Consider the following 25,215-nt stretch of genomic DNA (forward strand, 5'->3'; position numbering starts at 1 on the left):
GCAGAAGACCCTGCAACCCCTCGACAACCCGTTCGGCACGAGGTTGTCACCCATCTCTTAGGTACGATCCGTTACCCATCTCTTCGGGCCGGACAGCGGCTAAAATGGCGGAGAGGGAGGGATTCGAACCCCCGATAGGCTTGCACCTATGCCGCATTTCGAGTGCGGTGCATTCAACCACTCTGCCACCTCTCCTGAAGGCGCCATGGTAGGAGCAGCGGCCCCTGTGGTTGGGGGCGTTAATAGGCGAGGATGGCGGGCCAGACAAGGCGCGCGGGGCGAAAATCCGCTGCCTGTTTCGCCCTCTGCCTGCCTTTTCCCGGCGCGAACGGGGGAAAGGTGGTCCGATTAGCGATTTGCCCCGGTTTTCGCGCGCGCGAGGCGTCCGCTTCGACAACCCCAATGCGGAGACACCCTCTCCCCACCCCTCCCGCGAGCGGGGAAGGGGGCGCACCGCCTTCGGAGCGGGCGTCTCATTGCATGTTCGAAAAAAACGGGGTGGGACCGCCAGACGCGGTAAACACTGGCGGTCCCGTGCCGCTCATTGCAATACTGGCTGGGAAGGGCGGCTTCGCCGGCCAGGTGAGGCGACAATTCGACCCTAGCGTGCGGCCCCGGCGCCGCAACGCAATCCGGCCCTTAACCTAACCAGTCAAGGTTACTCTGGAGCCCGCTGCCGTTCCGACGACACCGGAACGGGGCTCCAGTTTCCTCATTTTGCGCGTTTTCTCGACGCGAACGTGTCCACTTCGCCTGAAAACGCGCAGCTAGTCGCTTTTGGCGCTGTCCTTGTTGTTTTCCTTGTTGTTTTCCTTGGCCTTTTTCTTGCCGTTCTCCGTAGTGTCCCGGTCCTTGGCGCTCTCCTTGCGGCGGTTGGTGAAGCGCGCATTGCCAAGGCCGGTGCCGATGGTGAGCACGCCCCAGCGCTCGACGTCCTGCATGAACGGCACCTCGGAGAGGCCCTGAACCACGCCGTCATTGTGCATCAGGATCGCGGTGTCGTGCTCGCCGATCTCGGGGATGCCCTCGATCAGGCTCGCCGGCAGGTTGAACTTGCTGCTCTCCCAATTGCCCGGCAGGTTCTGCGCACCCTTCTCGATCGAGCCGTCGGCGTTGATCACGCCGGGACAGGCGATGCCGATGAACGGCGCGAGCTTGAAGCCCTCCTCTTCGGCCTCCGCGATCAGCCCCTTCAGCATCTTGGTGAGGCGCTTGACCGCCCCCTCGCGCGTCGGCTCGTCGTCGGCATGACGCCACAGCTCGGATTTCACGACCTTGGCCTTCGACAGATCCTTGGCCTTCCTCCAGTTGGTCTCGACCAGGCCGCAGCGGATATTGGTGCCGCCGATGTCGACGGCCAAAATGCTGTCATAGGCCTCGAAGATCCAGGACGGCGCCAGATGCAGCGCGCCGAGCAGGCCGGCTTCATCCGGGTGATGGCGAATCGGCATCATGTCGATCTTGAAGTCCTCGGATTTGAGGATGATCTCGGTCCGCGCGATCGCGAGCTCGCCGAGCCGGGAATCGCGGAAGCCACCGCCGACCACGATGCGCTCGGTCTTGGCCCAGGCCTTGGTCTTGAGGAAACGCCGGGTGACATAGGCGAGCTCCTGGGCGAAATCCTCGATCGCGCTGTGCACCACCGCGGAGGCCTCGGTGTCGTCGCCGACCAGGATGGCATCCAGCGTCTTCTTGCTGATCTCCTCCGAGGGCTCCTTGCCGAACGGGTCCTCCCCGGTCTTGCGCAGCGGCTTGCGCCAGCGGTCGAGGATGTCGCGGAACGCGCCCTTGCTGGCGCGATCGCCGAGAAAGCCGTCCTCGTCCTTCATCTCGATGTTGAAACTGTCGATCTCCACCGACGGCAGCCGCTCCGCGCCGTGATGGGCGATGCCCGTCGCCTTGACCAGTTCGTCCGTTGCCATGGTAAGCCCTTGCCCGCATGTCGATTTGCGAGGACAACGGCAGGGGAACCCGATGGTTGCAATGCTATCCCGCAGATTCGACGAGGCACCGGAAGAGGTCCAAGGCCTTCAAATCCGGGCCTTTTTCCGCGGTTTTCCTTGACTCTTCCCTGCCGGCGGCTATAAGTCCCACACCCGGCGCGGGGCGTTTCTCGCGCCGCTTGTTTTTGCGTGGGTTTTCAAAGGGATAACTCCCGCCCGCACAAAACTCGCATAAACCCATAGCGACTGACAAAAAGCCGACCCCGACGATACCAGTCGCGAGGCCGGGATTGAACACGGAGAAAAAAACGATGTTCGCAGTCATCAAAACCGGCGGCAAGCAATACCGCGTCGTGCCGGATGATGTTCTCGAAGTAGGCAAGATCGAAGGCGAAGTCGGCTCGATCGTGCAGCTGAATGAAGTTCTGGTGGTCGGCGGTGACACGCCGGTGCTGGGCATTCCGACGGTCGCAGGCGCGTCCGTTGCGGTCGAGGTGCTCGACCACAAGCGCGGCCCCAAGGTCATCGCGTTCAAGAAGCGCCGCCGCAAGAATTCGCGCCGCAAGCGCGGCTATCGCGACGAGATCACGGTGCTCCGCATCTCCGAGATCCTGACGGATGGCGCCAAGCCCACCAAGGGCCCGCGTCCGAAGAAGGAGAAGGTGGCGAAGGAGCCGGCAGCGGAAGCCGCCGAGTAACGCAAAATCGATCACGCCAATTCACGAATTGATGCGTGAGAAATTTTGAAATGATTCCGTCAAGGAATTGATCTAGAAATACGCAGGATTTCGGAGACGAGCCATGGCTCACAAAAAAGCAGGCGGTTCATCGCGCAACGGTCGCGATTCCAAGGGTAAGCGCCTCGGCATCAAGGCGTTCGGCGGGGAAGTTGTGATTCCCGGCAACATCATTGCGCGTCAGCGCGGCACCACCTGGCACCCGGGCCTTAATGTCGGCATGGGCACGGACCACACTTTGTTCGCCAAGATCGAGGGTCGCGTCACGTTCCAGGCCAAAGCCAACGGCCGCACTTTCGTATCGGTGCTCCCGCTCGCAGAGGCGGCTGAATAGACGGTGGATCAAATTGGAGTCCGCCGGTCCTACCAAACCGGCGGAGTCCTTAAGATCGCAAGAGATCGAAGGCTCCAAGGGGGAGGCGGGAAACCGGCCTCCCCTTTTCTTTTGACTTGCTCACTTTGACTTAGTGACTTTCACGGAGCCGGACATGTTGCAGGATTTCTCGAGCGCGACCTTGGCTGAGGCGAGACCTGGTGTCGTCGCCACCGAGCGGCTGACCTTGCGGCGGCCGACCCTCGCCGACGTCAGGACCATCGCCCGGCTCGCCAACGACCGCCGCGTCGCCGAAAACACCCGCCGCCTGCCGCACCCCTATTCCCAGGACGACGCCGTCGCCTTCGTCCGCGCCACCGCCGCGCTCGGCAGCGAGACCGTGTTCCTGATCGAGCACGATACCGGGCCGGTCGGCATGGTCGGCATCGACTGCTCCACGCCTGGCAATGCCGAACTCGGCTATTGGCTCGGCGTCGAGCACTGGGGCCAGGGCTTTGCCACCGAGGCCGCGCGCGGCGCGATTGACTTCTTCTTCGAGGAGTTCGAGGACGAGCATCTCTATGCCGGCGCGCGCGTCACCAATCCCGCCTCGCGCAAGGTGCTGGAGAAATGCGGCTTCCAGTGGAGCGGCGTGCAGCTGCACCGCTTCCTGGCGCTGGGCTCGTCGACGCCGGTCGACTGCTTCCGCCTCTCGCGCGGCGTGTGGGCCTCGCTGAAGAGCTGGAGCAGTGCGCGAAGGATGAGGTAGGGGGGCACACTGCGTCCTCAATCACCAGTGTCGCCCCCGCGAAAGCGGGGGCCCATAACCACAGGGAGGAGTGTGAGGCAAAGCGCCCACTCCGAGTCTTCGCAAAACATCTCCCTGTGGGTATGGGTCCCTGCGTACGCAGGGACGACGGCGTGAGTGGGGTTACGCCGGCGGATTCACTTCCACGCTCTCGCGACCCAAATCCCGTTCGCGCAAGTAGATGTAGAACCCCGCCCCGATGATGATCGCGGCGCCGATGAGTGTGGCCATTGACGGCACGTCGCCGAACACGACGAAGCCGAAGATCACGGCCCAGACGATCATCGAATATTGATAGGGCACGACGACGCTGGCCGGCGCCAGCTTGAGCGAGCGGTTGACGCAGAACAGCGCGGTGACCGAGACGCATCCGGCCAGCGCGAAGATCACCAGGCTGCCAGGGGTCGGCGGCACCCAGTGGAAGGCGGACAGCACCGCGCCCAGCGAAAACGTGCCGACGAATTGCGAGGATGCCATCACGATGTCGGGCGTCTTGCGCAGGCTGCGGGTGATCAGCATCAAGGTCGCAAACGACAGGCTGCCGCCGAGCGCGATCAGTGCCGGCAGGCTGACGGTCTGCGCCGATGGCCGCAGCGCGATCAGGACGCCGCAGAAGCCGATCAGGATCGCGGTCCAGCGCCGCCAGCCGACCTTCTCCCCTAAGAAGATCGCCGACATCGCGGTGACGAAGATGGGACCGGCAAGATAATAGGTGATGACGTCGGCGAGCGGCAGATAGACGGTGGCGAGGAAGAAGGCGGCGACCTCGAGCGTCGACAGCACGACGCGAAACAGCTGCAGCCACGGCCGTTCGAGGCGGACGAAATCATGACGCTGCCGCCAGATCAGCGGCGCGAGCAGCAGCAGCGCCGCGCAGGCGCGCAGGAACAAGAGCTGCCCCACCGAATAAGTCCCGACCAGGAACTTGCCCATGGCGTCGCCGAACGAGAACATGAAGATCGACAGCACCATCAGCCCGATGCCGGCGAGGCGCGCGGAACGATCGTCATAGGCGGAGAGGTTCTTGAACAGGGGCATCGAATGAGTCGGACTGTGAGAGGTCGTCATTGCGAGCGAAGCGAAGCAATCCAGACCGTCTCCATGGCGGCAGTCTGGATTGCTTCGTCGCTACGCTCCTCGCAATGACGGGCGGAGAGAGCGCAGAAAATCAGCGGTAGAGTTCGCTTGCGGTCGTTTTTAATGACGTGAGCCGCCGCGGCAACCCCGCGCAAGCCGAATTGAACGGATTGTCGCACTCTTCGCATCGCGGTAGCGATAGGCGCCTCCCGAATGAAAGAGCATGGACATGACCGATTTCGATCCGACCCAGCATCGCATGATCCCCACGCAACGCTGGTTTGAGGATTTCGTCATCGGCGAACGCTTCGTGCTGCCGAGCCGGACCCAGACCTCGGCGATATTCGCCGCGTTCCAGACCGCGAGCGGCGACACCCATCCCGTGCACTATGACGTGGAATATTGCCGCAGCCGCGGCATGCCGCATCTGCTCGCCCACGGCTTCCAGACGCTGATCCACACCGCACCGGGCGCCGGCCTGTTTCCGTTCATGGTCGAGGAGTCCCTGGTGGGCTTCCTCGAGCAGTCGAGCCGGTTCCTCAAGCCCGTGTTTGCCGATGACACCATCTACCCCGCGCTCGAAGTCACCGAGCTGGTGCCGGGACGTACCACCGGCGCGGTGACGCTCCGCAGCACCGTGTTCAACCAGCGCAAGGAGCTGGTACTGGAGGGGACGCAGAAATTCCTGATCCGGCGCCGGCCGACTGGTTAAGCAAGGGGCGAAATCGCGAGAAATTCGGCCGATTTGCGGGTCTATCCGGGTTGCCGCGGGAGACCTGCTGGCCTACCTATGGCCCATGAAATTCCTCGACGAAGCAAAGGTCTATATCCGCTCCGGTGACGGCGGGAACGGCTGCGTGGCGTTCCGCCGCGAGAAGTTCATCGAATTCGGCGGCCCCTCCGGCGGCAATGGCGGCCGCGGCGGCAACGTCATCATCGAGGTCGCCGACGGCCTCAACACGCTGATCGACTACCGCTACCAGCAGCACTTCAAGGCCCAGAAGGGCGAGAACGGCTCAGGTTCGGACCGCCACGGTGCCAACGGCAAGAACATCGTGCTGAAGGTGCCGATGGGCACGCAGATTTTCGACGAGGACCGCGAGACGCTGATCCACGACTTCACCAAGGTCGGCGAAAAGTTCGTGCTGGCCGAGGGCGGCAATGGCGGCTTCGGCAACGCGCATTTCAAGACGTCGACCAACCGCGCGCCGCGCAACGCCAATCCCGGCCAGGTGGGCGAAGAGCGCTGGATCTGGCTGCGGCTGAAATTGATCGCCGACGCCGGCCTCGTCGGCATGCCCAATGCCGGCAAGTCGACCTTCCTCTCCAAGGTCAGCGCGGCGCGGCCGAAGATCGCCGACTATCCCTTCACCACGCTGCATCCGCAGCTCGGCGTCGTGAATGCTGACGGCCGCGAATTCGTGCTCGCGGACATTCCCGGCCTGATCGAAGGCGCGCATGAAGGCACCGGCCTCGGCGATCGCTTCCTCGGCCATGTCGAGCGCTGCCGCGTGCTGCTGCATCTGATCGATGCGACCTGCGAGCACGCCGGCAAGGCCTACAAGACGGTGCGCAAGGAGCTCGACGCCTATGGCGGGCTCTTGACCGACAAGATCGAGATTGTCGCGCTGAACAAGATCGACGCGGTCGAGCCGGACGAATTGAAGAAGCAGAAGGACCGGCTGAAGCGCGCCGCCAAGAAGACGCCGTTGCTGCTCTCCGGCGTCACCGGCGATGGTGTCAAGGAAGCACTGCGTGCGCTGGTCGAGGTGATCGGCGAGGCCCCGGTGTCGGCCAAGGCCAAGAGCGCGGCCGAAGCGGAGCCGTGGTCGGCGTGAAGTAAGCACAGCTCTCTCCACTGTCGTCCCCGCGAAAGCGGGGACCCATACCGCGTGATCTCTCGATGCGGATGGTTGCAGTACCGAACATCGAATCCTCGCCAAACCACGCCCTGTGGTTATGGGTCCCTGCTTTCGCAGGGACGACGGCGGAGATTGCGGCTGCGGTCACGACGCATCACCGGCTTGTCTTCGCCCCTCCAATAGCGCAGCATCCAACATCAAGAAAATGCAGGGATGACGCATGGCGCGGGCGAAGAACGTTCTCTGGATCATGTGCGACCAGCTTCGCTATGATTATCTCGGCTGCACCGGCCATCCCACGCTGAAGACGCCAAACATCGACGCCATGGCGAAGCGCGGCGTGCTGTTCAGCAAGGCCTATGTGCAATCGCCGATCTGCGGTCCGTCGCGGATGTCGTTCTACACCGGCCGCTACATGCGCTCGCACGGCTCGCACTGGAATGGCTGGCCGCTGCGCGTCGGCGAGCCCACGCTCGGCGATCACCTCAACAAGATCGGCGTGCGCAACGTGCTGGTCGGCAAGACCCACATGGCGCCCGATCTCGAAGGCATGAAGGCGCTCGGCATTCCCCCGGAATCGATAATCGGCGTGCATGTCGCCGAATGCGGTTTTGAACCGTATGAGCGCGACGACGGTCTGCATCCGACCGGACGACCGCGCCCGAAATACGACGAATATCTGCGCAGCCAAGGTTTTGAAGCCAGCAATCCCTGGGAGCATTGGGCCAATTCAGGCGCGGCGGAAGACGGTAGCTTGCAGAACGGCTGGCTGCTGGTGCATGCCGACAAGGCCGCGCGCGTGCCGGACGAGCATTCCGAAACGCCCTACATGACGCGCCGCGCGATGGACTTCATCGGCGAGGCCGAGACCGACGGCCGGCCGTGGTGCCTGCATCTGTCCTACATCAAGCCGCACTGGCCCTATATCGCGCCGGAGCCCTATGCCAGCATGTACTCGACCTCGGACATGATCCCGGCGATCCGTTCGATGCGCGAGCGGCAGAATCCGCATCCGGTGTTCGGCGCCTACATGGACATGCGCTACTCCCGCAACATGGCGCGCGACGATGCCCGCGAGAAGGTGATCCCGACCTATATGGGCCTGATCACCCAGATCGACGACCAGATGGGCGTGCTGATGAAATTTCTGGAGCAACGCGGCCTGCTGGAAACCACCATGATCGTGTTCACCTCCGATCACGGCGATTATCTCGGCGATCACTGGATGGGCGAGAAGGATTTGTTCCACGAGCAGTCGGCGAAGATCCCACTGATCATCATCGACCCTTCGCAAGAGGCTGACGCCACGCGCGGCACGCGCAGCGACGCGCTGGTGGAGGGAATCGACCTCGCGCCGACCTTCGTCGATTATTTCGGCGGCAAGGTGCCGGGCCACATCCTCGAGGGACGTTCGCTGCTGCCGCTGCTGCGCGGGCCGACACCGCCGGACTGGCGCAAGGTCGCGTTCTCCGAATACGACTACGCCATGCAGGACGTGCGGCTGAAGCTGAACCAGCCGATCGAGCGCTGCCGCCTGTTCATGGTGTTCGACGGCCGCTGGAAATACATCCACGCCTCCGGCTTCCGCCCGATGCTGTACGATCTCGAAACCGATCCGCAGGAATATGTCGATCGCGGCGACGACCCTGAGTGCGCCGGCATCATCGCGCGGTTGCAGGCCGAGCTGTTCGACTGGGCGCTGCATCCGAGCGGTCACATCACCACGCCCCCCGAAAAGATCGCAGCCTATGCCGAGAACCAGCTCCAGGTGAAAGGCGGCTTCCTGATCGGCATCTGGGATGAGAAAGAGCTCGACGCGATCAAGGACGGCATCGCGCAACGCGCGAAGATGTAAGCCAAATCATCGCTCGGTACGTCTTAAGGGCGGTCCACGAGTCGTCCTTCGAACTCCGGTTTGCCCGGAACCAGAAAGAGGCGATACCACTCGACATCTTTTCGCTGGGCGAATTCGACATCAGCGAGCTTCGTGCTCTCGCCGAGGCTCAATTGATCGATTCCAAGATTTTGCGCGGCCGCATAGATCGAATAATCGCCCGGCTCCACGTCTGCGGAATATGCAGGCTCATTGTCGATCACCGACATGACGTGAACGCGTCCGCTCTCGGATCGGAAGTGGACGCAGGTGATCCGCTGCCATTCATCGAAGGAGGGCGGCCGGCTAGCGGCGACCAGCTCGACCCAATGGTCATTAAGATCAGCTTCGGTATTGATCATGCGGAACGTGGGCGCGCCTGCAAAGCCCCGTTTGGTTTTCTCGTCATTCCAATTTTCATCAGCACCAAGCGGTCTGCGCGGATCGTCGCAGACGACGATCTGATAGTGACTCGCAAACAACCGCGCGGCGCCAAGCAGCTGCTGTTCCATTAGCAGAGATCCACTTCACGATTACGGTTCAATTCTCGATCTTGTATCCCGTCGCCTTGACGATCGGCTGCCAGAACGCCGTGTTCGCGGCGAGCTCCTTCGAAAGCCCGTCCGCATTGCTTCCGACCGGAATCAACCCGATCGCGGTGAGCTTCTCCTTCACCTCCGGCTTGGCCAGCATCGCGACCGCGGCTGCGCTGAGCTTTTCGGCAAAATCCGGCGGGCTGCCGGCGGGGAGCCACATGCCGTACCAGCCGTCGGCAACGAGATCGATGCCGCTTTCCTTCAGCGTCGGCACATCGGGAACGAACGGCGAGCGCTCTGCGCTTGCAATCGCGAGGATCCTCACGCCGTTGGCACGATGCTGCGCGATCGCATCGGATACCGTGGTGATGCCGAACGGCAGATGGCCGGCGATGAGATCATTCATGACAAGCGCGCTCCCGCGATAGGGCGCCCGGGTCATTGAAAGACCAAGGATCTGTTCAAGTCGCCATCCGAGGAAGTGCGGGATGTTGCCGCTGCCTGGTGTCCCATAGGCGGCCTTTGCGACATTTGCCCTCAACCAGGTGACGAGTTCACTAAAACTACCCACCCCGATCGCGGGACTTGCAACGACGGCAAACTCGAAGCGAACGAGTTGCGACACGGGGACGAAATCCCTGGCCGCGTCGAAGCTCGGTTGATTCTCCACCATCGGCAGCAGGTACATGGTCGGACCGGTCGTCACCAAGATTGTATTGCCGTCCGAGCTTGCGCCCTTCACGGCCCTAATTCCGATCAACCCGTCACCACCGGTACGATTCTCGACGATCATGGTTCGCCCAAGCGGGGCGCCGAATTGCTCGGCGATGAGACGACACAAGGCATCACCGCTGCCGCCTGCCGCGAACGGGAAGATGATGCGCGTCAGCGGACCGGATTGAGCATGTGCGCCACTGGCCTGCGCCAGCAAGGGCAGCGAGAGGCCTCCGGCGATGAAGCTGCGTCGGTCCACGTCATCCTCCCTCGTTATTGATTATTCGAGGCATAGACTGCCCGGGCCTCGGCCGACAAGGGTGCCGTTAGGCCTATTTACCGGCTCCTCTGCCTTGCGCCGGCCACCGTCCTGCTGCAAAAGCTAGCCGCATCGGCGCCGCCCCTTTTTGCTCCGCCGGACCAACGACAGAGCAATTTGACGACCGCCATGGCCAGCCCCGAACTCAGTCAATTCCGCCGCATCGTCGTCAAGGTCGGCTCCGCGCTGCTGGTCGATTCCGACAAGGGCGAGGTGCGGGCGTCCTGGCTCGCCGCGCTCGCCGACGACATGGCCAAGCTGCACCGCGAGGGACGCGACGTCCTCGTCGTCTCCTCCGGCTCGATCGCGCTCGGCCGCAGCCGCCTCAAGCTGCCGCGCGGCCCGCTCAAGCTGGAAGAGAGCCAGGCCGCCGCCGCCGTCGGCCAGATCGCGCTGGCGCGGATCTGGTCCGAGGTGCTCGGCGCGCACGGTATCGGCGCCGGCCAGATCCTGGTGACGCTGCAGGACACCGAGGAGCGCCGCCGCTATCTCAATGCACGTTCCACCATCGGCAAGCTGCTGGAGTGGCGCGCGATCCCCGTGATCAACGAGAACGACACGGTCGCCACCAACGAGATCCGCTACGGCGACAATGACCGCCTCGCCGCGCGCGTCGCCACCATGGCGAGCGCCGACCTGCTGGTGCTGCTGTCCGACATCGACGGGCTCTACGACGCCCCGCCGAAGAACAATCCGAACGCAAAACTCATTCCGGTGGTCGAGAGCATCTCCTCGGAGATCGAGGCTGTCGCTGGTGATGCCGAGTCCGAGCTGTCGCGCGGCGGCATGCGCACCAAGGTCGAGGCGGCCAAGATCGCAACGACCGGCGGCACGCATATGCTGATCGCCTCCGGCAAGATCGAGCATCCCCTGCAGGCGATCGCCGATGGCGGCCGCTGCACCTGGTTCCTGACGCCGGCCAATCCCATCACCTCGCGCAAGCGCTGGATCGCGGGCACGCTGGAGCCGAAGGGCACGCTGACGATCGATGCCGGCGCTGTGACGGCGCTGCGCGCCGGCGCCAGCCTGCTGCCGGCCGGCGTGATCAAGGTCGAGGGCCAGTTCGCCCGCGGCGATGCCGTGATCGTGCGCGGCCCCGACACCAGCGAGATCGGCCGCGGCCTGATCGCCTACGACGCTGAGGAAGCCGAGCGGATCAAAGGCCGCTCCTCCCCCGACGTCACGACCATCCTCGGCATCAGCGGCCGCGCCGAGATGATCCACCGCGACGATCTGGTGGTGGGCGGATAAGGGCGAGAAGGGGCGTATCGAAGATCAGAGAGCTTCCGCGCGGCCAGCCGCTCGCGTCCTCGAGCCTTGATGCGTTCGATCCACTGATCATCGATCTCTTCCATTGGTCCGCTGTCGAAACCCTTCTGGATTTCGGCTCTCAGCGCCTCAAGCTTGGCCTTTCGTCGCTCTTCGCGCTCCTCGACGGTCGGCATCGCAGACTCCATTATTAGGCATTGATATTCCGAGATATTTTGGCGTCCCGCAAGTCGTGGCCCAACCAGGCCATTGGCCGAGCCGACAGCGCGGACCGGGCCTCAGCCATACCCTCCACGGCCTTCGCAAACGCGGGATTTCCGTGCTAGGACACCGCCTTAGCAGAAGGTTTTGACCCCCATGGCCGCCCCCCTCAAAGCCGTTGACGGCAATGCCGATCTCCAGGCGCTGATGTCCGATCTCGGAACCCGTGCCCGCGCTGCCGCGCGCGTGCTGGCGCTGGCGCCGCCGGAGCAGAAGAACCGGGCGCTGGAGGCCATGGAGCGGGCGATCCGCGCGAGCTCTGCGGCGATCCTTGCCGCCAATGCCGAGGACGTCGCCGAAGCCCGCGCCTCCGGCAATGCCACCTCCTCCTTCATCGACCGCCTGACGCTGACGCCGGCCCGCATCGAGGGCATGGCCGAGGGCATCGGCATCGTACGCGGCATCGCCGATCCCGTCGGCATCGTCACCGAGAGCTGGCAGCGGCCGAACGGCATGAGGATCGAGCGCGTGCGCGTGCCGCTCGGCGTCGTCGGCGTGATCTTCGAGAGCCGGCCGAACGTTGCGGCCGACGCCGGCGTGCTGTGCCTGAAGTCAGGCAATGCCGTGATCCTGCGCGGCGGCTCGGACAGTTTTCGGTCCTGCCGCGCGATCCATGAATGCCTGGTGCAGGGCCTGCGCGAGGCGGGCCTGCCCGAAGCTGCGATCACGCTGGTGCCGACGCGCGACCGCGCGGCAGTTGGCATGATGCTCTCAGGCCTGAACGGTGCGGTCGACGTGATCGTGCCCCGCGGGGGAAAAAGCCTCGTCGCGCGCGTCGAGCAGGAAGCGCGCGTGCCTGTCTTCGCGCATCTGGAAGGCGTCAACCACGTCTATGTCGATGCCAGCGCCGACCTCGCCATGGCGAAGTCGCTCGTGCTCAACGCAAAAATGCGCCGCACCGGGGTCTGCGGCGCGGCCGAGACGCTGCTGGTCGATCGCGCGGCGGCCGGCAAAAATCTGAAACCGCTGGTCGAGATGCTGATCGAGGCGGGCTGCGAAGTGCGCGGCGACGAAACGGTGCAAGGAACCGATGCGCGCGTAAAACCTGCCAGCGACGACGATTGGGACACCGAATATCTCGACGCGATCATCGCGGCAAAGGTGGTCGACGGCGTCGACGGCGCAATCGCGCACATCCAGAACCATGGCTCGCATCACACCGATGCGATCGTGAGCGCGGATGAGGCGGCCGCGAAGAAATTCCTGAGCGAGGTCGATTCCGCGATCGTGCTGCACAACGCCTCGACGCAGTTCGCCGATGGCGGCGAGTTCGGCTTCGGCGCCGAGATCGGGATTGCCACCGGCCGCTTCCACGCCCGCGGCCCTGTCGGCGCCGAGCAGCTGACGAGCTTCAAATATCGCGTTCACGGCACCGGACAGACGCGGCCGTAAGCAACGTCGCGGGGCGGGCATTGAGCAACAATTTCGTCGTGCCGCGTTTCGTGGCGCAAGCGGTCCCGCCCCACACGGAGGGCATGCGCATCGGCCTGCTCGGCGGCTCGTTCAATCCGCCGCATCAGGCGCATCGCGCGATCAGCCGGTTCGCGCTCCAGCGATTGCAACTCGATCGCGTCTGGTGGCTGGTGACTCCAGGCAATCCGCTGAAGCAGAACGGCAATCTGCATGAGCTCGGCGAGCGCATGCAGGCCGCGCGCGACGTCGCCGATGATCCCAGGATCGAGGTCAGCTGTCTCGAATCCGTCATCCGTACGCGCTACACTATCGACACGATCAACACCTTGCGCCGCCGCTTCTCGGGCCTGCGCTTTGTCTGGATCATGGGCGCCGACAACCTCGCTCAATTCCATCGTTGGCAGGACTGGCGGCGCATCGCCGGCCAGGTCCCGATGGCAGTCATCGATCGCCCGCCGCAGAGTTTTCGCGCCCTCGCCTCCCCCGCAGCCCAGGCGCTGGCACGCTACCGCCTGCCCGAGAGCAAGGCAGCGCTGCTTGCGGACCGGCCGGCGCCGGCCTGGGTATTCCTGACCGGATTGAAGCTGAATCTGTCCTCAACGGGCTTACGGAACCCGGACGGGAGCTGGAAAGGTAAAATGTGAGGACGAGGGCGTGGATGTGGTGTGGGCTTTCGCCTCTCTGGCATATTGAAACCCTTAACCCCACATGATGTAGTGTAACCAGTGAGCGCGGATTCGGCGTTCGCGATACAGTGAAAGGAATGGTCCCTGACCACATCTGTATTGTCCAAGTCAGCTTCGACGAAGTCTGTTTTACCCAAGGTTGCCAAGCCGGCGCGTAAAACATCAGCCAAAGCTGCGGCCTTGAAGGCGCAACCCGACGCCGACAAGACGCTGAGCCTGATCCTCTCCCGCCTCGAGGACATGAAGGCGGAAGAGACGGTCACCATCGACCTTCGCGGCAAATCGGCGTACTCCGACTACATGATCGTCACCACCGGCCGGGTGAACCGGCACGTTGGCGCGATCGCGGAAAACGTCGCCAAGGGCCTCAAGGAAAACGGCATCAAGAACATCCATGTCGAGGGCTTGCCCAATTGCGACTGGGTGCTGATCGATTCCGGCGACGTGATCGTGCACGTGTTCAGACCCGAGGTCCGCGAGTTCTACAATCTCGAGCGATTGTACACGCAGGGCCCAGGGGCGGCGAAGGCGATCTAGGCTGATCGAGCCGATTTCGAATCGGCTGACGCGCATGCTAGCGTCGTGCGCGCGCCATTTGCGCGCGGTCTTGAAAACACGACCCTGAAGATATCAGACCCCTGAAGATATCATGCGCGTTGCTGTCATTGCGGTGGGCCGGCTGAAGCAGGGCCCCGAACGAGAGCTTGCCGACCGCTATTTCGAGCGGTTCGACGAGGCCGGCCGCAAGCTCGGATTCCGCGAACTCCTGGTCCACGAAATCCCCGAGAGCCGCGCGCGCGACACCGCGACGCGGATGACCGAAGAGGCCGCCGCGATCTCCGCGCATATTCCGGACAAATCGATCCTGGTGGCACTGGACGAGCGCGGGCAAAATCTCGACTCCACCGTATTCGCACGGCATCTCGGGCGCTGGCGGGACGAAGGGGCCGGACATACTATCTTCATGATCGGAGGGGCGGACGGACTTTCGCCCGAATTGCGCCGTAAGGCCAAGCTCGCGATCGCGTTCGGCTCTGCGACCTGGCCGCACCAAATGGTCCGCGTCATGCTTCTGGAACAGCTTTATCGGGCCGCCACCATTCTGGCCGGCCACCCCTATCACCGCGCGTGATCCGCGCCACAACGGGCACTTTTGCCGACACGATGCGAGCGCCGCTCCTCAACCTGCTGCTGATCGGAAGCGTTGCCGGCGCAAGCCTCGCGCAAGCTTACATAAGCCTCGCGCAAGCCCAGACCGCAGCGCCGGCGCCACAGACCGCCGCCGTCTCGCCCGACGCCATCAAGCAGCGCGAGCAGGAGCTCGAAGCCGCGCGCGCCCGGCAGAAGAGCGCGGAAGAGGCGCAGGCCAAGCTCAAGGCCGAGATCACCTCACTCGGCCAGGACCGCACTCAGCTCAATCAGCAGCTGATCGACACCGCCGCCAATGTGCGCAGCGTGGAGACCAAGATCGACGAGACCGAAGCCCGGCTGCGCGCGCTCAACGGACGCGAGCAGGCGATGCGCTCCTCGCTCGATTCGCGCCGTGCCGACATCGTCGAGGTGCTGGCAGCACTGCAGCGGGCCGGACGGCGCACGCCGCCGGCGCTGCTGGTGCGGCCCGAAGATGCGCTGCAATCACTGCGCACGGCGATGCTGCTCGGCGCCGTGGTGCCGGAGTTGCGCGGCCGCGCCGAAAAGATCGCAAGCGAGCTCGGCGAGCTCGTGGCCTTGCGCAAGAATATCGCCACCGAGCGCGACCAGCTCGCCTCCGACCGCGACAAGGTCAGGAGCGACCAGACCCGGCTCACCGCCCTCGTCGACGAGCGGCAGCGCCAGCAGGCGGCGCGCGAAAAGGACCTCGACGCGGAGAATTCGCGCGCCATCGCGCTTTCGAGACAGGTCGGCGATCTCCAGGGCCTGATCACCAAGATGGAGCAGGATCTGCAGAGCGCCGCCAAGGCCGCCGAGAAGGCAGCCGAGGCCGCAAGGCAGGCCGAGGCCAAGGCGGCGGCCAGCGCCAGCGCGAGCGCCAAGTCCGGGCCGGGCGTGTTCAAGGACCGGTCCCGGACCACCCCCGCGATCGTCTTTGCTTCCGCCAAGGGTCTCCTGCCTCTTCCGGTTAATGGTAACAAGATCAGGGATTTTGGCGGTTCCGACGGGGTCGGCGGGGTCCAGAAGGGCATTTCGCTGGCCACCAAGCCCGGCTCCCAGGTCACAACGCCGTGTGACGGCTGGGTGGTCTATTCAGGCCCGTTCCGCAGCTATGGACAACTCTTGATCCTCAACGCCGGGGGCGGGTATCATGTCCTGATCGCCGGGATGGAGCGCATTTCGGTCAACATCGGACAGTTTGTGCTCACGGGGGAGCCGGTTGCGACGATGGGATCGACCTCTCAGGTCGCCTCCATTCTCGCGACGAACGCGAGTCAACCTGTGCTGTATGTCGAGTTCCGTAAGGACGGCACTCCAATCGATCCAGGCCCATGGTGGGCCGCAAATGAAGGCGAGAAGGTTCGCGGATGATGCGCAAGACTTCAGTAATCCTCCTCAGCGCAGCCACCGGTGCGGCGCTGATGCTGTTCGTGACCCAGCCGCGCGCGGTGTTCATGGGCTCCAGCGCGCGAGCCGCGACCGCAGACACCTATCGCCAGCTCAATCTGTTCGGTGACGTCTTCGAGCGCGTGCGCTCCGACTATGTCGAGAAGCCCGACGACACCAAACTGATCGAATCCGCCATCAGCGGCATGCTCACCGGCCTCGATCCGCATTCGAGCTACATGGACGCCAAGAGCTTCCGCGACATGCAGGTGCAGACCCGCGGTGAGTTCGGCGGCCTCGGCATCGAGGTCACGATGGAAGACGGCCTGATCAAGGTGGTCTCGCCGATCGACGACACCCCGGCTTCGCGCGCCGGCGTCATGGCCAACGACATCATCACCAATCTCGACGACGAGGCGGTGCAGGGCCTGACCCTGAACCAGGCGGTCGAGAAGATGCGCGGCCCCGTCAACACCAAGATCAAGCTCAAGATCATCCGCAAGGGCCAGGACAATCCGATCGACGTCACCCTGGTGCGCGACAACATCCGCGTCCGCTCGGTGCGCGCGCGCGTCGAGGCCGACGACATCGCCTATATCCGCATCACCACCTTCAACGAGCAGACCACCGAAGGCCTGAAGCGCGAGGTCGCCAACCTCTCCAATCAGATCGGCGACAAGCTGAAGGGCTACATCATCGACCTCCGCAACAATCCGGGCGGCCTGCTCGAGGAAGCGGTCACCGTGTCCGACTCGTTCCTGGAGAAGGGCGAGATCGTGTCGACCCGCGGCCGCAATGCCGAGGAGACCCAGCGTCGTACCGCGCATTCGGGCGATCTGACCAAGGGCAAGCCTGTCATCGTGCTGGTCAATGGCGGCTCGGCCTCGGCATCGGAGATCGTCGCCGGCGCGCTGCAGGACCACAAGCGCGCGACCATCGTCGGCACGCGTTCGTTCGGCAAGGGCTCGGTGCAGACCATCATTCCGCTCGGAAGCGGCAACGGCGCGCTGCGCCTGACCACGGCGCGCTACTACACGCCGTCGGGCAAGTCGATCCAGGCCAAGGGCATCGTGCCCGACATCGAAGTGCTGCAGGACGTGCCGGACGAGCTGAAGTCGCGCACCGACACCAAGGGTGAGGCTTCGCTGCGCGGCCATCTGAAGAACGATGGCGACGAGAAGACCGGCTCGCAGTCCTACGTCCCGCCGGACGCCAAGGACGACAAGGCGCTCAAGCTCGCCGACGACCTGCTCCACGGCATCAAGAACAGCGCCTCCGCCGCGCCCACCCCGGGCGGCGACAACAAGGCCGCGACCGACAAGCCCAAAGCGGCGAACTAAGTCGGGCGCATCCACGCGATCCCACGAAAGGGCGGCTCCTCGAGCCGCCCTTTTTGCTTGGAACTCCTGGTTGCTGGAAACTCCTGGCATCCCCGGCCTATCCCGGCCTGCCGCCGCTTGACCCCGGCGTGGTATCGTCATTGGCAGTGATTCGGGATCGCGCATGACTGAAACGGCCGATGATCTGAGCGCCCCGCTCGGACAGGACAAGCCGCGTCGAAAACGCCGGCTGCGGTTGCCGTTCACGGCCATGCAGGCGCTCGCCGTGCTGCTCGGCCTGTTCCTCCTCACCTTTGCCGGCTTCGCCATCTTCAACAGGGATCCGCTCGGCGGCGAGCCGATGACGCGGATCGCCATCCGCGAGAACGGCGCCGACAAGGCTCCCGCCGAGAAGCCCGCCGCCGGCCACGGCCAGGACGGCAAGCAAGACAGCAAGCAGGATAGCAAGCACGACAGCCAGGAGACGCCCAAGCAGGCCGCACCGGGCGAGCAGAAGACCGTCACCATGATCGACGGCTCCACCGGCGCCCGCCATGACGTGGTGATCGGCGAGGACGCAGGCGACAAGGCCGGGGCCGCGTCGGCCCCGCCGCCCGTCATGGCCGGGATCAATCCAAAACTGCTGGAGAAGTCACGCTACGGCATGATCCCGGTGGTCGCCGACGGGCTGAAGCCGTTCAATGTCTATGCGGCGGACGCCGATCGCGCCAAGGCCGCCAAGATGCCGGTGGTTGCCATCGTGATCGGCGGGCTCGGCGTCGGCGCCGCCAAGACCACCGATGCGATCATGAGGCTGCCGGCGGCGGTGACGCTGGCCTTCACGCCCTACGGCACCGATCCCGGCAAGCTCGCCGAACGGGCCCGCGCGCAGCGCCACGAGATCTTCCTCCAGATCCCGATGGAGCCCTACGACTTCCCGGACAATGATCCGGGACCGCAGACGCTGCTGACCTCGCTCAGCGCCGACCAGAACATGGACCGCCTGTTCTGGCATTTCAGCCGGATGCAGGGCTATGCCGGCATCACCAATTTCATGGGCGCCCGCTTCGTCGCGACGGAGCCGGCGATGCAGCCGATCATCCGCGAGGCGGCGAAGCGCGGCCTCGGCTTCTTCGACGACGGCTCTTCGCCCCGCAGCATCGCAGCCCAGGCCGCGGCGAACCAGGCCATGCCGTTCGGCAAGGGCGACATCGCGATCGACGTGGTGCCGACCCCGACCGAGATCGACCGCGCCCTGAACAAGCTGGAATCGGCGGCACGCGAGCGCGGCGCGGCTGTCGGCACCGCCTCCGCCCTTCCCGTCTCGATCGAGCGCATCGGCGCCTGGACCAAGACGTTGGGCGACCGGGGTATCCTTTTGGTGCCATTGACAACCGCGATGCTGAAATCAAAATCCAGCTAAATCAACGGATTGGTACGGCACGGGTCCCGCGGGACCAGTCAAGCCTTACCGACAGCATGCGAGAGGTCTGGCGGAATGGCGCGTTACGAGGATCTGCCCTACCGGACCTGCGTCGGTGTGATGCTGATCAACACAGAGGGACGGGTATTCATCGGCCGCCGCGCCGGCGGCATCGAGCATGTCGACGACACCCACGTCTGGCAGATGCCGCAAGGCGGCGTCGATCCCGGCGAAGACACCTGGGACGCCGCCAAGCGCGAGCTCTATGAGGAGACCAGCGTGCGCTCGGTCGAGCGGCTCGGCGAGGTCCCGGACTGGCTCACTTACGACATTCCGCGCACAGTCGCCGGGCGCGCCTGGAAGGGCCGCTATCGCGGCCAGCGTCAGAAATGGTACGCGGTGCGCTTCACCGGCAAGGACAGCGAGATCAATGTCGCCAGTCCCGGCGGCGGCGGCCACAAGGCCGAATTCGTGAGCTGGCGCTGGGAGCCGATGAAGAATCTGACCGGGCTGATCATTCCCTTCAAGCGCCCGGTCTATGAGCGCGTGGTGCAGGAATTTTCCGCGCTGGCGGACCAATAAATCGAATTGTCGTCCCAGCTTCGGTGCTAATGCATCGCCGGAACGACGACGAGAGATTGACGCGTGACGAATGAAAAACCCTACCGCCCCAACGTGGGGATCGCCCTCTTCAACACCGAAGGCCGCGTGCTGATCGGCCATCGCTTTAAGGGCGACGGACCCGAGATCATCCTGCCCGGCCTCGACTGGCAGATGCCGCAGGGCGGCGTCGATGACGGTGAGAATTTGCGCGATGCCGCGATGCGCGAGCTCTGGGAGGAGACCAGCGTCGTCAGCGCGGACTATCTCGGCGAGACCGACTGGCTCGCTTACGAATTCCCGCCCTACGACGGACCGCAGACGCATCGCCTCGCGAAGTTTCGCGGCCAGCGGCAAAAATGGTTCGCGCTGCGCTTCACCGGCAAGGATGACGAGATCGACCCGCTGACGCCGCGCAACGGCCAGCCCGCCGAGTTCGACGCCTGGCGCTGGGAGCGCCTCGATCGTGTTGCGGACGTCGTGGTGCCGTTCCGGCGTAAGGTTTATCAGGCCGTCGCGCAGCAGTTCGCGGCCTTCGCAAACTAAAACTGCGAAAACAACCCCATGCACAGTAGAATGGGGTTTGAAATGGTTGGAGAAATTTTGGCGGACATTTGCGTGAGGGGGCCCCGCTATCTCGCTCCCTCCCCCCTTGTGGGGGAGGGTCGGGGAGAGGGGGTACCACACGGGGATTCTATCCGCCCGGGATCGCCTCGGCGCATCGACAACAACTCGCACCTTTTGCCGGGCTACCCCTCTCCCTAACCCTCCCCCACAAGGGGGGAGGGAACGCACCTGTGTCGGCGCGCCAGTGGGGCCTTTATCGCATCACCCTAATTAATCGGCCCCACCGTGAACGGGCCGAGTGCGATGACGTGGCAGTCGCTGTCGCGCTTAGCGCAGTCGGATAGCGCGGAAGCGACGGCGGCCTGCTCGTCGGCGGCCTTGAGGCCGAGGCCCGGCCGACCTGCGGTGCCGACCGCGACCGCATTCCAGCCCATGGCGTCACCGAGCTTGCGCACGACCTCGCCGCGCGCATCCGCCACGATCGAGGCGTTGGAGGCGGCGTTGAAGAAGCCGGTGATCCTGAACAGGGTCGGGATCGGCACGACGAAATTGTCGTCGATCGCGACCACGAGGCAGGCAACGCCGGCGATGGCGCCGCATGATTCCAGCGAGCGCCGCGCGGCATCTTCGGCGGACGAGGCGCCGAGCACCATGAAATATTGTCCGCCGGGGCCGAGCGCGACCGAGCGGGATTTCGCCGCGGGCACGAACATGTTCTCGAGCCGGACCTTTTGCGGGTCGCGCACCATCGGAAAGTCCTTCGATGCGAATGTCCGCTCGGTCATGGCGTCATGCCGGAAATAGGGAGATGGCGGCATCGGCGGCTTGCCGTGCGCGTAGACGACGTTGTTGCCGACCGCATAGAGCTCGCAGCGCCGCGGCGATTGCGCGGCATCGGCGCGCTTCTGGCACTGCTCGATCGCGGTGTTGCGCGCGGCCTCCTCGTTCGGCTGGTTCAGGGCCGAGCCGGTGAAGCCGCCAACATTGACCGCGAAAGCCTTGTAGTCGCCCGCCGCGGAATAGTCGCCGGCAAGGTAGTTGCGGACGCGCTCGTTGATGAAGGGAACGCTGTCGGCCGCAAACTTGCCGGCCATCGGCGCGGCCGATGGTGACGGCGCAGGCATCGGCGCCATCGCAGCGCCGGCATTCGGCGCGGTCATCGGCATCATCGGCGTCTTCACCATTTGAGTCGGCGCCGCGCTTGGAGTCGCGCTTGGTGCTGCGGCCGGCGTCGCTGCGACATTCGCCGTCTGCTTGAGCTTGGTGTTGTAGAGGAAGCCGGTGACGCCGATGCCGGTGACCGAGACCACGGCGACCACCAGCGGCCACATCCACACCGGTGCTGCGGCCACCTTGGAAGCCGCCTTCTTCAGCTGCGGCTTGCTATAGCTGCCGTCCTCGCGCCGCATCGCCACCATGTAGGCATGCACCGGCGTCGGGATGTTCTTGACCTCCTGCGCGCCGATATCGGCGAACTGCACCGAGAGCTTGTTGGCGACCTGCTCATGCACCGCGCGCGAGACGCAGATGCCGCCGACCTCGGCGAGCCCCTCCAGGCGCGCGGCGATGTTGACGCCATCGCCGAGCAGATCGCCGTTGCGCTCGACCACGTCGCCGATGGTGATGCCGATGCGGAACGACATCTGCCGGCTCGGCGGATAGGCCATGTTACGGGTCCGCAAGGATTCCTGGATGTCGATCGCGCAACGCACCGCATCGACCGCGCTCGGGAATTCCGCGAGCACGGCATCGCCCGCCGTATTGAAGATGCGCCCGCCGGCCCTCGCGATGAAATCGTCGACGACCTCGCGATAGGAGGCCAGACGCCGCAGCGTCTCTTCCTCGTCTTCGGCAACCAGTCTCGAGTAACCGGCAATATCGGCTGCGAAAATCGCTGCGATCTTGCGTTTCATCTGCGACCCGCCCCGGGAACAAATTCGCAGGGCAGAATGCCGCGATCGGTAACACGGTGCAACAAAGTTTCAGCGCCCGCCACGGGTGTGACGAGCGCTGCACTTGGTCAGGGAATGTCTTGCAGGGTTCTCGCTCGAGCCCCGGAGCGGTGCCCCGGGGCTTAGTGCATAGCCGTCGAGTTGAGCTGCTGCTGGATGCTCTTGAAGTGGTCGAGCCGCTCGATCGCCTGATCGAGCTCGCTGCCTTCGTGCTCCTTCAGCCCCTCTTCCATCTCCGAGATGGTCGCCGCGAACTGGGCGCGGTCGAGCTCGGCCAGCGACGTCGCGACGTCGGCGAGCACGGTCAGGCCCTTTTCGGAGACTTCGGCGAGACCGCCGAGCACGATGACCTTCTCATGGCGGCCAGCCGTGGTGATGGTGAGGATGCCCGGACGGATCGCAGCCACGACCGGCGCATGCCCCGCCAGCACGCCGAAATCACCCTCGACGCCGGGGATGTCGACCTGATCGACCTCGCCCGAGAACGCGAGCTTTTCCGGAGAGACGAGATCGAAGTGGAAGGTAGCCATGGTGTACCTGCGAATGGTGAGTAGCGAATGGCGAGTGGCGAAGAGAGCAGCGCGTCTATTCGCTACTCCCCATTCGCCATTCGCGCCTTAGGCCGCTTCCGCCGCCAGCTTCTTGCCCTTCTCGACGGCTTCTTCGATCGTGCCGACCATGTAGAAGGCAGCTTCGGGCAGGTGGTCGTACTTGCCTTCCACCAGGCCCTTGAAGCCCTTGATGGTGTCGGCGAGCTCGACGAACTTGCCGGGCGATCCCGTGAAGATTTCGGCGACGTGGAACGGCTGCGACATGAAGCGCTCGACCTTGCGGGCGCGTGCCACCGTCAGCTTGTCCTCTTCCGAAAGCTCGTCCATGCCGAGAATGGCGATAATGTCCTGGAGCGCCTTGTAGCGCTGCAGCACCTGCTGGACCTGACGGGCGACCGCGTAGTGCTCCTCGCCGACGACCAGCGGGGAGAGCATGCGCGAGGTCGAGTCGAGCGGATCCACCGCGGGGTAGATGCCCTTTTCGGCGATCGAGCGCGACAGCGTGGTGGTCGCGTCAAGATGCGCGAACGAGGTCGCGGGCGCCGGGTCGGTCAAGTCGTCGGCCGGAACGTAGATGGCCTGCACCGAGGTGATCGAACCCTTCTGGGTGGTGGTGATGCGCTCCTGCAGCGCGCCCATGTCGGTGGCGAGCGTCGGCTGATAACCCACCGCCGAAGGAATACGGCCGAGCAGCGCCGACACTTCCGAGCCGGCCTGGGTGAAGCGGAAGATGTTGTCGACGAAGAACAGCACGTCCTGGCCCTTGTCGCGGAAGTCTTCCGCGATGGTCAGACCCGTGAGCGCGACGCGGGCGCGGGCGCCGGGCGGCTCGTTCATCTGGCCGAACACCAGCGCGCACTTCGACTTCACGCTCGGATCCGGATTCTTCGGATCGGCGTTGACCTTGGATTCGATGAACTCGTGATAGAGGTCGTTGCCCTCGCGGGTGCGCTCGCCGACGCCGGCGAACACGGAGTAACCGCCGTGCGCCTTCGCGACGTTGTTGATCAGCTCCTGAATCAGCACGGTCTTGCCGACGCCGGCGCCGCCGAACAGGCCGATCTTGCCGCCCTTCGCATAGGGAGCCAGAAGATCGACGACCTTGATGCCGGTGACCAGAATTTCAGCTTCGGTCGACTGGTCGGTGTAGCTCGGCGCGTCCTGATGGATGGGGCGCAGGCCTTCGGCGTTGACCGGGCCGGCTTCGTCGATCGGCTCGCCGATGACGTTGATGATGCGGCCGAGCGTGCCTTCGCCGACGGGAACGCGGATCGGCTGGCCGGTGTCGGTCACTTCCTGGCCGCGCACCAGACCTTCGGTCACGTCCATCGCGATCGTGCGCACGGTGGACTCACCGAGATGCTGCGCAACTTCCAGCACGAGGCGGATGTTACCGTTCTTGGTTTCCAGCGAATTGAGAATGGCCGGGAGGTGGCCCTCGAACTGAACGTCGACGACGGCGCCCATGACCTGGGTGACGCGACCGACCGGGTTAGCTGCTGTAGCCATGAAGCTCTCCTTCGAAATTCTGTACTTGAACGACCGTCGTTGAGTTCGTGCGTCAGACCGCCTCGGCGCCGGAGATGATCTCGATCAGCTCCTTGGTGATCTGGGCTTGACGGGTTCGGTTGTAGATCTGGGTTTGCTTGCGGATCATTTCGCCGGCGTTGCGGGTGGCGTTGTCCATCGAGCTCATCTGCGCGCCGTAGAACGAAGCAGTGTTCTCCAGCAGCGCGCGGAAGATCTGCACCGCGATGTTGCGCGGCAGCAGGCCCGAAAGGAGTTCGTCCTCCTCCGGCTCATATTCGTAGGACGTCGACGGCGCGTTCGCCGCCTTCTCTTCCACGACCAGCGGAATGATCTGCTGCGCGGTCGGGATCTGGGCGATCACCGACTTGAACTGCGCGTAGAACAGCGTGCAGACGTCGAACTCGCCGTTCTCGAAACGGGCCAGCACCTTCCTGGCGATGTCCTCGGCGTTGACGAAACCGAGCTGACGAACGCTGCGCAGGTCGAGATGTTCGACGATCTGCTTGTCGAACTGGCGGCGGAGCTGCTCATAGCCCTTGCGGCCGACGCAGAAGAATTTGACTTCCTTGCCCTGCGCCATCAGCGCCTGGGCACGATCGCGCGCGAGACGCACGATCGAGGAGTTGAAGGCGCCGGACAGGCCGCGCTCGCCGGTGCAGACCAGCAGCAGGTGGACCTGGTCCTTGCCGGTGCCGGCCAGCAGCGCCGGCGCGCCGGGCGAACCGGCGGCAGCGCTTGCGATGTTGGAGATCACCGCGCTCATCTTGTCGGCATAGGGGCGCGCAGCTTCGGCCGCCTGCTGGGCGCGGCGCAACCTGGACGCCGCGACCATTTGCATGGCCTTGGTGATCTTTTGCGTCGCCTTGGTGGAGGCGATGCGCACGCGCATGTCTTTAAGTGACGCCATTCTTCGTTCACCCCGGC

At 64.4% G+C, this 25,215-nt stretch carries 24 protein-coding genes and 1 tRNA gene; 16 read left to right on the forward strand and 9 right to left on the reverse strand.

Features of this window, described 5'->3' with window-relative positions; genetic code table 11:
• Window positions 1–105: 105 nt before the first annotated feature.
• Both GGD67_RS08995 and GGD67_RS09000 read right to left on the reverse strand, forming a co-directional pair.
• Window positions 106–195: transfer RNA gene (locus GGD67_RS08995), tRNA-Ser, on the reverse strand.
• 572 nt (window positions 196–767) lie between these two features.
• Window positions 768–1,922: an ROK family protein gene (locus GGD67_RS09000; protein WP_179732275.1), complete on the reverse strand. Its 1,155-nt coding sequence runs from the start codon at window positions 1,920–1,922 to the stop codon at window positions 768–770.
• Window positions 1,923–2,254: 332 nt separating this feature from the next.
• Between GGD67_RS09000 and rplU the strand changes: the two genes are divergently transcribed.
• The 3 genes from rplU to GGD67_RS09015 all read left to right on the forward strand — a co-directional run bounded on the left by rplU (window position 2,255) and on the right by GGD67_RS09015 (window position 3,762).
• A complete protein-coding gene (gene rplU, locus GGD67_RS09005; RefSeq protein WP_008538808.1) occupies window positions 2,255–2,641 on the forward strand; it encodes a 50S ribosomal protein L21 in 387 nt (128 codons plus the stop codon).
• Between the two features lie 103 nt (window positions 2,642–2,744).
• A complete protein-coding gene (gene rpmA / locus GGD67_RS09010; RefSeq protein WP_008137923.1) occupies window positions 2,745–3,014 on the forward strand; it encodes a 50S ribosomal protein L27 in 270 nt (89 codons plus the stop codon).
• A 154-nt stretch (window positions 3,015–3,168) separates the two neighbouring features.
• Entirely contained in the window at window positions 3,169–3,762 is a 594-nt protein-coding gene (locus tag GGD67_RS09015) for a GNAT family N-acetyltransferase (RefSeq protein WP_026202082.1), read from the forward strand.
• Between the two features lie 162 nt (window positions 3,763–3,924).
• On the opposite strand, the gene GGD67_RS09020 is transcribed toward GGD67_RS09015, so the two are convergent.
• A complete protein-coding gene (locus GGD67_RS09020) occupies window positions 3,925–4,839 on the reverse strand; it encodes a DMT family transporter (RefSeq protein ID WP_092261509.1) in 915 nt (304 codons plus the stop codon).
• A gap of 268 nt (window positions 4,840–5,107) precedes the next feature.
• Here GGD67_RS09020 and GGD67_RS09025 point away from each other — a divergent pair, with 268 nt between their 5' ends.
• From GGD67_RS09025 to GGD67_RS09035, 3 genes are all read left to right on the forward strand, one after another.
• Window positions 5,108–5,590: a MaoC family dehydratase gene (locus GGD67_RS09025; protein ID WP_177237389.1), complete on the forward strand. Its 483-nt coding sequence runs from the start codon at window positions 5,108–5,110 to the stop codon at window positions 5,588–5,590.
• Window positions 5,591–5,675: 85 nt separating this feature from the next.
• A complete protein-coding gene (gene obgE, locus GGD67_RS09030; protein ID WP_028139191.1) occupies window positions 5,676–6,716 on the forward strand; it encodes a GTPase ObgE in 1,041 nt (346 codons plus the stop codon).
• A gap of 244 nt (window positions 6,717–6,960) precedes the next feature.
• On the forward strand, window positions 6,961–8,595 hold the full coding sequence (locus tag GGD67_RS09035) for an alkaline phosphatase family protein (RefSeq protein WP_179732277.1): 1,635 nt from the start codon (window positions 6,961–6,963) through the stop codon (window positions 8,593–8,595).
• 23 nt (window positions 8,596–8,618) lie between these two features.
• Here GGD67_RS09035 and comJ read toward each other — a convergent pair whose 3' ends face one another.
• Both comJ and GGD67_RS09045 read right to left on the reverse strand, forming a co-directional pair.
• Entirely contained in the window at window positions 8,619–9,125 is a 507-nt protein-coding gene (gene comJ, locus GGD67_RS09040) for a competence protein ComJ (protein ID WP_179732278.1), read from the reverse strand.
• A 28-nt stretch (window positions 9,126–9,153) separates the two neighbouring features.
• Complete coding sequence (locus GGD67_RS09045; RefSeq protein WP_179732280.1) at window positions 9,154–10,122, reverse strand: Bug family tripartite tricarboxylate transporter substrate binding protein; 969 nt, start codon at window positions 10,120–10,122, stop codon at window positions 9,154–9,156.
• Between the two features lie 189 nt (window positions 10,123–10,311).
• On the opposite strand from GGD67_RS09045, the gene proB reads away from it, so the two are divergent.
• The 10 genes from proB to GGD67_RS09095 all read left to right on the forward strand — a co-directional run bounded on the left by proB (window position 10,312) and on the right by GGD67_RS09095 (window position 20,237).
• On the forward strand, window positions 10,312–11,433 hold the full coding sequence (gene proB, locus GGD67_RS09050) for a glutamate 5-kinase (protein WP_018318844.1): 1,122 nt from the start codon (window positions 10,312–10,314) through the stop codon (window positions 11,431–11,433).
• 375 nt (window positions 11,434–11,808) lie between these two features.
• Entirely contained in the window at window positions 11,809–13,104 is a 1,296-nt protein-coding gene (locus GGD67_RS09055) for a glutamate-5-semialdehyde dehydrogenase (RefSeq protein WP_179732282.1), read from the forward strand.
• A gap of 20 nt (window positions 13,105–13,124) precedes the next feature.
• Complete coding sequence (locus GGD67_RS09060) at window positions 13,125–13,769, forward strand: nicotinate-nucleotide adenylyltransferase (protein ID WP_018318846.1); 645 nt, start codon at window positions 13,125–13,127, stop codon at window positions 13,767–13,769.
• Window positions 13,770–13,991: 222 nt separating this feature from the next.
• Window positions 13,992–14,348 carry a ribosome silencing factor gene (gene rsfS, locus GGD67_RS09065; protein ID WP_018318847.1) on the forward strand — a complete coding sequence of 119 codons (357 nt, stop codon included), beginning with the start codon at window positions 13,992–13,994 and terminating at the stop codon, window positions 14,346–14,348.
• Between the two features lie 112 nt (window positions 14,349–14,460).
• Window positions 14,461–14,943 carry a 23S rRNA (pseudouridine(1915)-N(3))-methyltransferase RlmH gene (gene rlmH / locus GGD67_RS09070; RefSeq protein WP_018318848.1) on the forward strand — a complete coding sequence of 161 codons (483 nt, stop codon included), beginning with the start codon at window positions 14,461–14,463 and terminating at the stop codon, window positions 14,941–14,943.
• Window positions 14,944–14,975: 32 nt separating this feature from the next.
• Window positions 14,976–16,334 (forward strand): murein hydrolase activator EnvC, encoded by a 1,359-nt coding sequence (locus GGD67_RS09075; RefSeq protein WP_026202085.1) that lies wholly within the window; start codon window positions 14,976–14,978, stop codon window positions 16,332–16,334.
• A complete protein-coding gene (locus GGD67_RS09080) occupies window positions 16,331–17,689 on the forward strand; it encodes a S41 family peptidase (RefSeq protein ID WP_179732284.1) in 1,359 nt (452 codons plus the stop codon). Before GGD67_RS09075 ends, GGD67_RS09080 begins: the two co-directional genes overlap by 4 nt.
• A 163-nt stretch (window positions 17,690–17,852) precedes the next feature.
• Window positions 17,853–19,091: a divergent polysaccharide deacetylase family protein gene (locus GGD67_RS09085; protein ID WP_179732286.1), complete on the forward strand. Its 1,239-nt coding sequence runs from the start codon at window positions 17,853–17,855 to the stop codon at window positions 19,089–19,091.
• Window positions 19,092–19,166: 75 nt separating this feature from the next.
• Window positions 19,167–19,673: an RNA pyrophosphohydrolase gene (locus tag GGD67_RS09090; protein WP_018318852.1), complete on the forward strand. Its 507-nt coding sequence runs from the start codon at window positions 19,167–19,169 to the stop codon at window positions 19,671–19,673.
• Window positions 19,674–19,736: 63 nt separating this feature from the next.
• On the forward strand, window positions 19,737–20,237 hold the full coding sequence (locus tag GGD67_RS09095) for an RNA pyrophosphohydrolase (protein ID WP_179732288.1): 501 nt from the start codon (window positions 19,737–19,739) through the stop codon (window positions 20,235–20,237).
• Between the two features lie 287 nt (window positions 20,238–20,524).
• Here the strand turns inward: GGD67_RS09095 and GGD67_RS09100 are convergent, their stop codons facing one another.
• The 4 genes from GGD67_RS09100 to GGD67_RS09115 all read right to left on the reverse strand — a co-directional run bounded on the left by GGD67_RS09100 (window position 20,525) and on the right by GGD67_RS09115 (window position 25,198).
• Window positions 20,525–22,171, reverse strand: a complete 1,647-nt coding sequence (locus GGD67_RS09100) for an adenylate/guanylate cyclase domain-containing protein (protein WP_179732289.1) — start codon at window positions 22,169–22,171, stop codon at window positions 20,525–20,527.
• Between the two features lie 161 nt (window positions 22,172–22,332).
• Window positions 22,333–22,740, reverse strand: coding sequence for a F0F1 ATP synthase subunit epsilon (locus GGD67_RS09105; RefSeq protein ID WP_018318855.1), 408 nt, complete (start codon window positions 22,738–22,740; stop codon window positions 22,333–22,335).
• Between the two features lie 87 nt (window positions 22,741–22,827).
• Entirely contained in the window at window positions 22,828–24,270 is a 1,443-nt protein-coding gene (atpD, locus tag GGD67_RS09110) for a F0F1 ATP synthase subunit beta (protein ID WP_018318856.1), read from the reverse strand.
• Window positions 24,271–24,322: 52 nt separating this feature from the next.
• Entirely contained in the window at window positions 24,323–25,198 is an 876-nt protein-coding gene (locus tag GGD67_RS09115; RefSeq protein WP_018318857.1) for a F0F1 ATP synthase subunit gamma, read from the reverse strand.
• Between the last annotated feature and the right edge of the window lie 17 nt (window positions 25,199–25,215).

The sequence above is a fragment of the Bradyrhizobium sp. IAR9 genome, assembly GCF_013408065.1.
Lineage (GTDB): Bacteria > Pseudomonadota > Alphaproteobacteria > Rhizobiales > Xanthobacteraceae > Bradyrhizobium.

Bases quoted from the DNA above. Each gene is read 5' to 3' on its own strand.
- GGD67_RS09000 (WP_179732275.1), bottom strand. From the start codon at position 1,922: ATGGCAACGGACGAACTGGTCAAGGCGACGGGCATCGCCCATCACGGC.
- rplU (WP_008538808.1), top strand. From the start codon at position 2,255: ATGTTCGCAGTCATCAAAACCGGCGGCAAGCAATACCGCGTCGTGCCG.
- rpmA (WP_008137923.1), top strand. From the start codon at position 2,745: ATGGCTCACAAAAAAGCAGGCGGTTCATCGCGCAACGGTCGCGATTCC.
- GGD67_RS09015 (WP_026202082.1), top strand. From the start codon at position 3,169: ATGTTGCAGGATTTCTCGAGCGCGACCTTGGCTGAGGCGAGACCTGGT.
- GGD67_RS09020 (WP_092261509.1), bottom strand. From the start codon at position 4,839: ATGCCCCTGTTCAAGAACCTCTCCGCCTATGACGATCGTTCCGCGCGC.
- GGD67_RS09025 (WP_177237389.1), top strand. From the start codon at position 5,108: ATGACCGATTTCGATCCGACCCAGCATCGCATGATCCCCACGCAACGC.
- obgE (WP_028139191.1), top strand. From the start codon at position 5,676: ATGAAATTCCTCGACGAAGCAAAGGTCTATATCCGCTCCGGTGACGGC.
- GGD67_RS09035 (WP_179732277.1), top strand. From the start codon at position 6,961: ATGGCGCGGGCGAAGAACGTTCTCTGGATCATGTGCGACCAGCTTCGC.
- comJ (WP_179732278.1), bottom strand. From the start codon at position 9,125: ATGGAACAGCAGCTGCTTGGCGCCGCGCGGTTGTTTGCGAGTCACTAT.
- proB (WP_018318844.1), top strand. From the start codon at position 10,312: ATGGCCAGCCCCGAACTCAGTCAATTCCGCCGCATCGTCGTCAAGGTC.
- GGD67_RS09055 (WP_179732282.1), top strand. From the start codon at position 11,809: ATGGCCGCCCCCCTCAAAGCCGTTGACGGCAATGCCGATCTCCAGGCG.
- rlmH (WP_018318848.1), top strand. From the start codon at position 14,461: ATGCGCGTTGCTGTCATTGCGGTGGGCCGGCTGAAGCAGGGCCCCGAA.
- GGD67_RS09075 (WP_026202085.1), top strand. From the start codon at position 14,976: ATGCGAGCGCCGCTCCTCAACCTGCTGCTGATCGGAAGCGTTGCCGGC.
- GGD67_RS09080 (WP_179732284.1), top strand. From the start codon at position 16,331: ATGATGCGCAAGACTTCAGTAATCCTCCTCAGCGCAGCCACCGGTGCG.
- GGD67_RS09085 (WP_179732286.1), top strand. From the start codon at position 17,853: ATGACTGAAACGGCCGATGATCTGAGCGCCCCGCTCGGACAGGACAAG.
- GGD67_RS09090 (WP_018318852.1), top strand. From the start codon at position 19,167: ATGGCGCGTTACGAGGATCTGCCCTACCGGACCTGCGTCGGTGTGATG.
- GGD67_RS09100 (WP_179732289.1), bottom strand. From the start codon at position 22,171: ATGAAACGCAAGATCGCAGCGATTTTCGCAGCCGATATTGCCGGTTAC.
- GGD67_RS09105 (WP_018318855.1), bottom strand. From the start codon at position 22,740: ATGGCTACCTTCCACTTCGATCTCGTCTCTCCGGAAAAGCTCGCGTTC.
- atpD (WP_018318856.1), bottom strand. From the start codon at position 24,270: ATGGCTACAGCAGCTAACCCGGTCGGTCGCGTCACCCAGGTCATGGGC.
- GGD67_RS09115 (WP_018318857.1), bottom strand. From the start codon at position 25,198: ATGGCGTCACTTAAAGACATGCGCGTGCGCATCGCCTCCACCAAGGCG.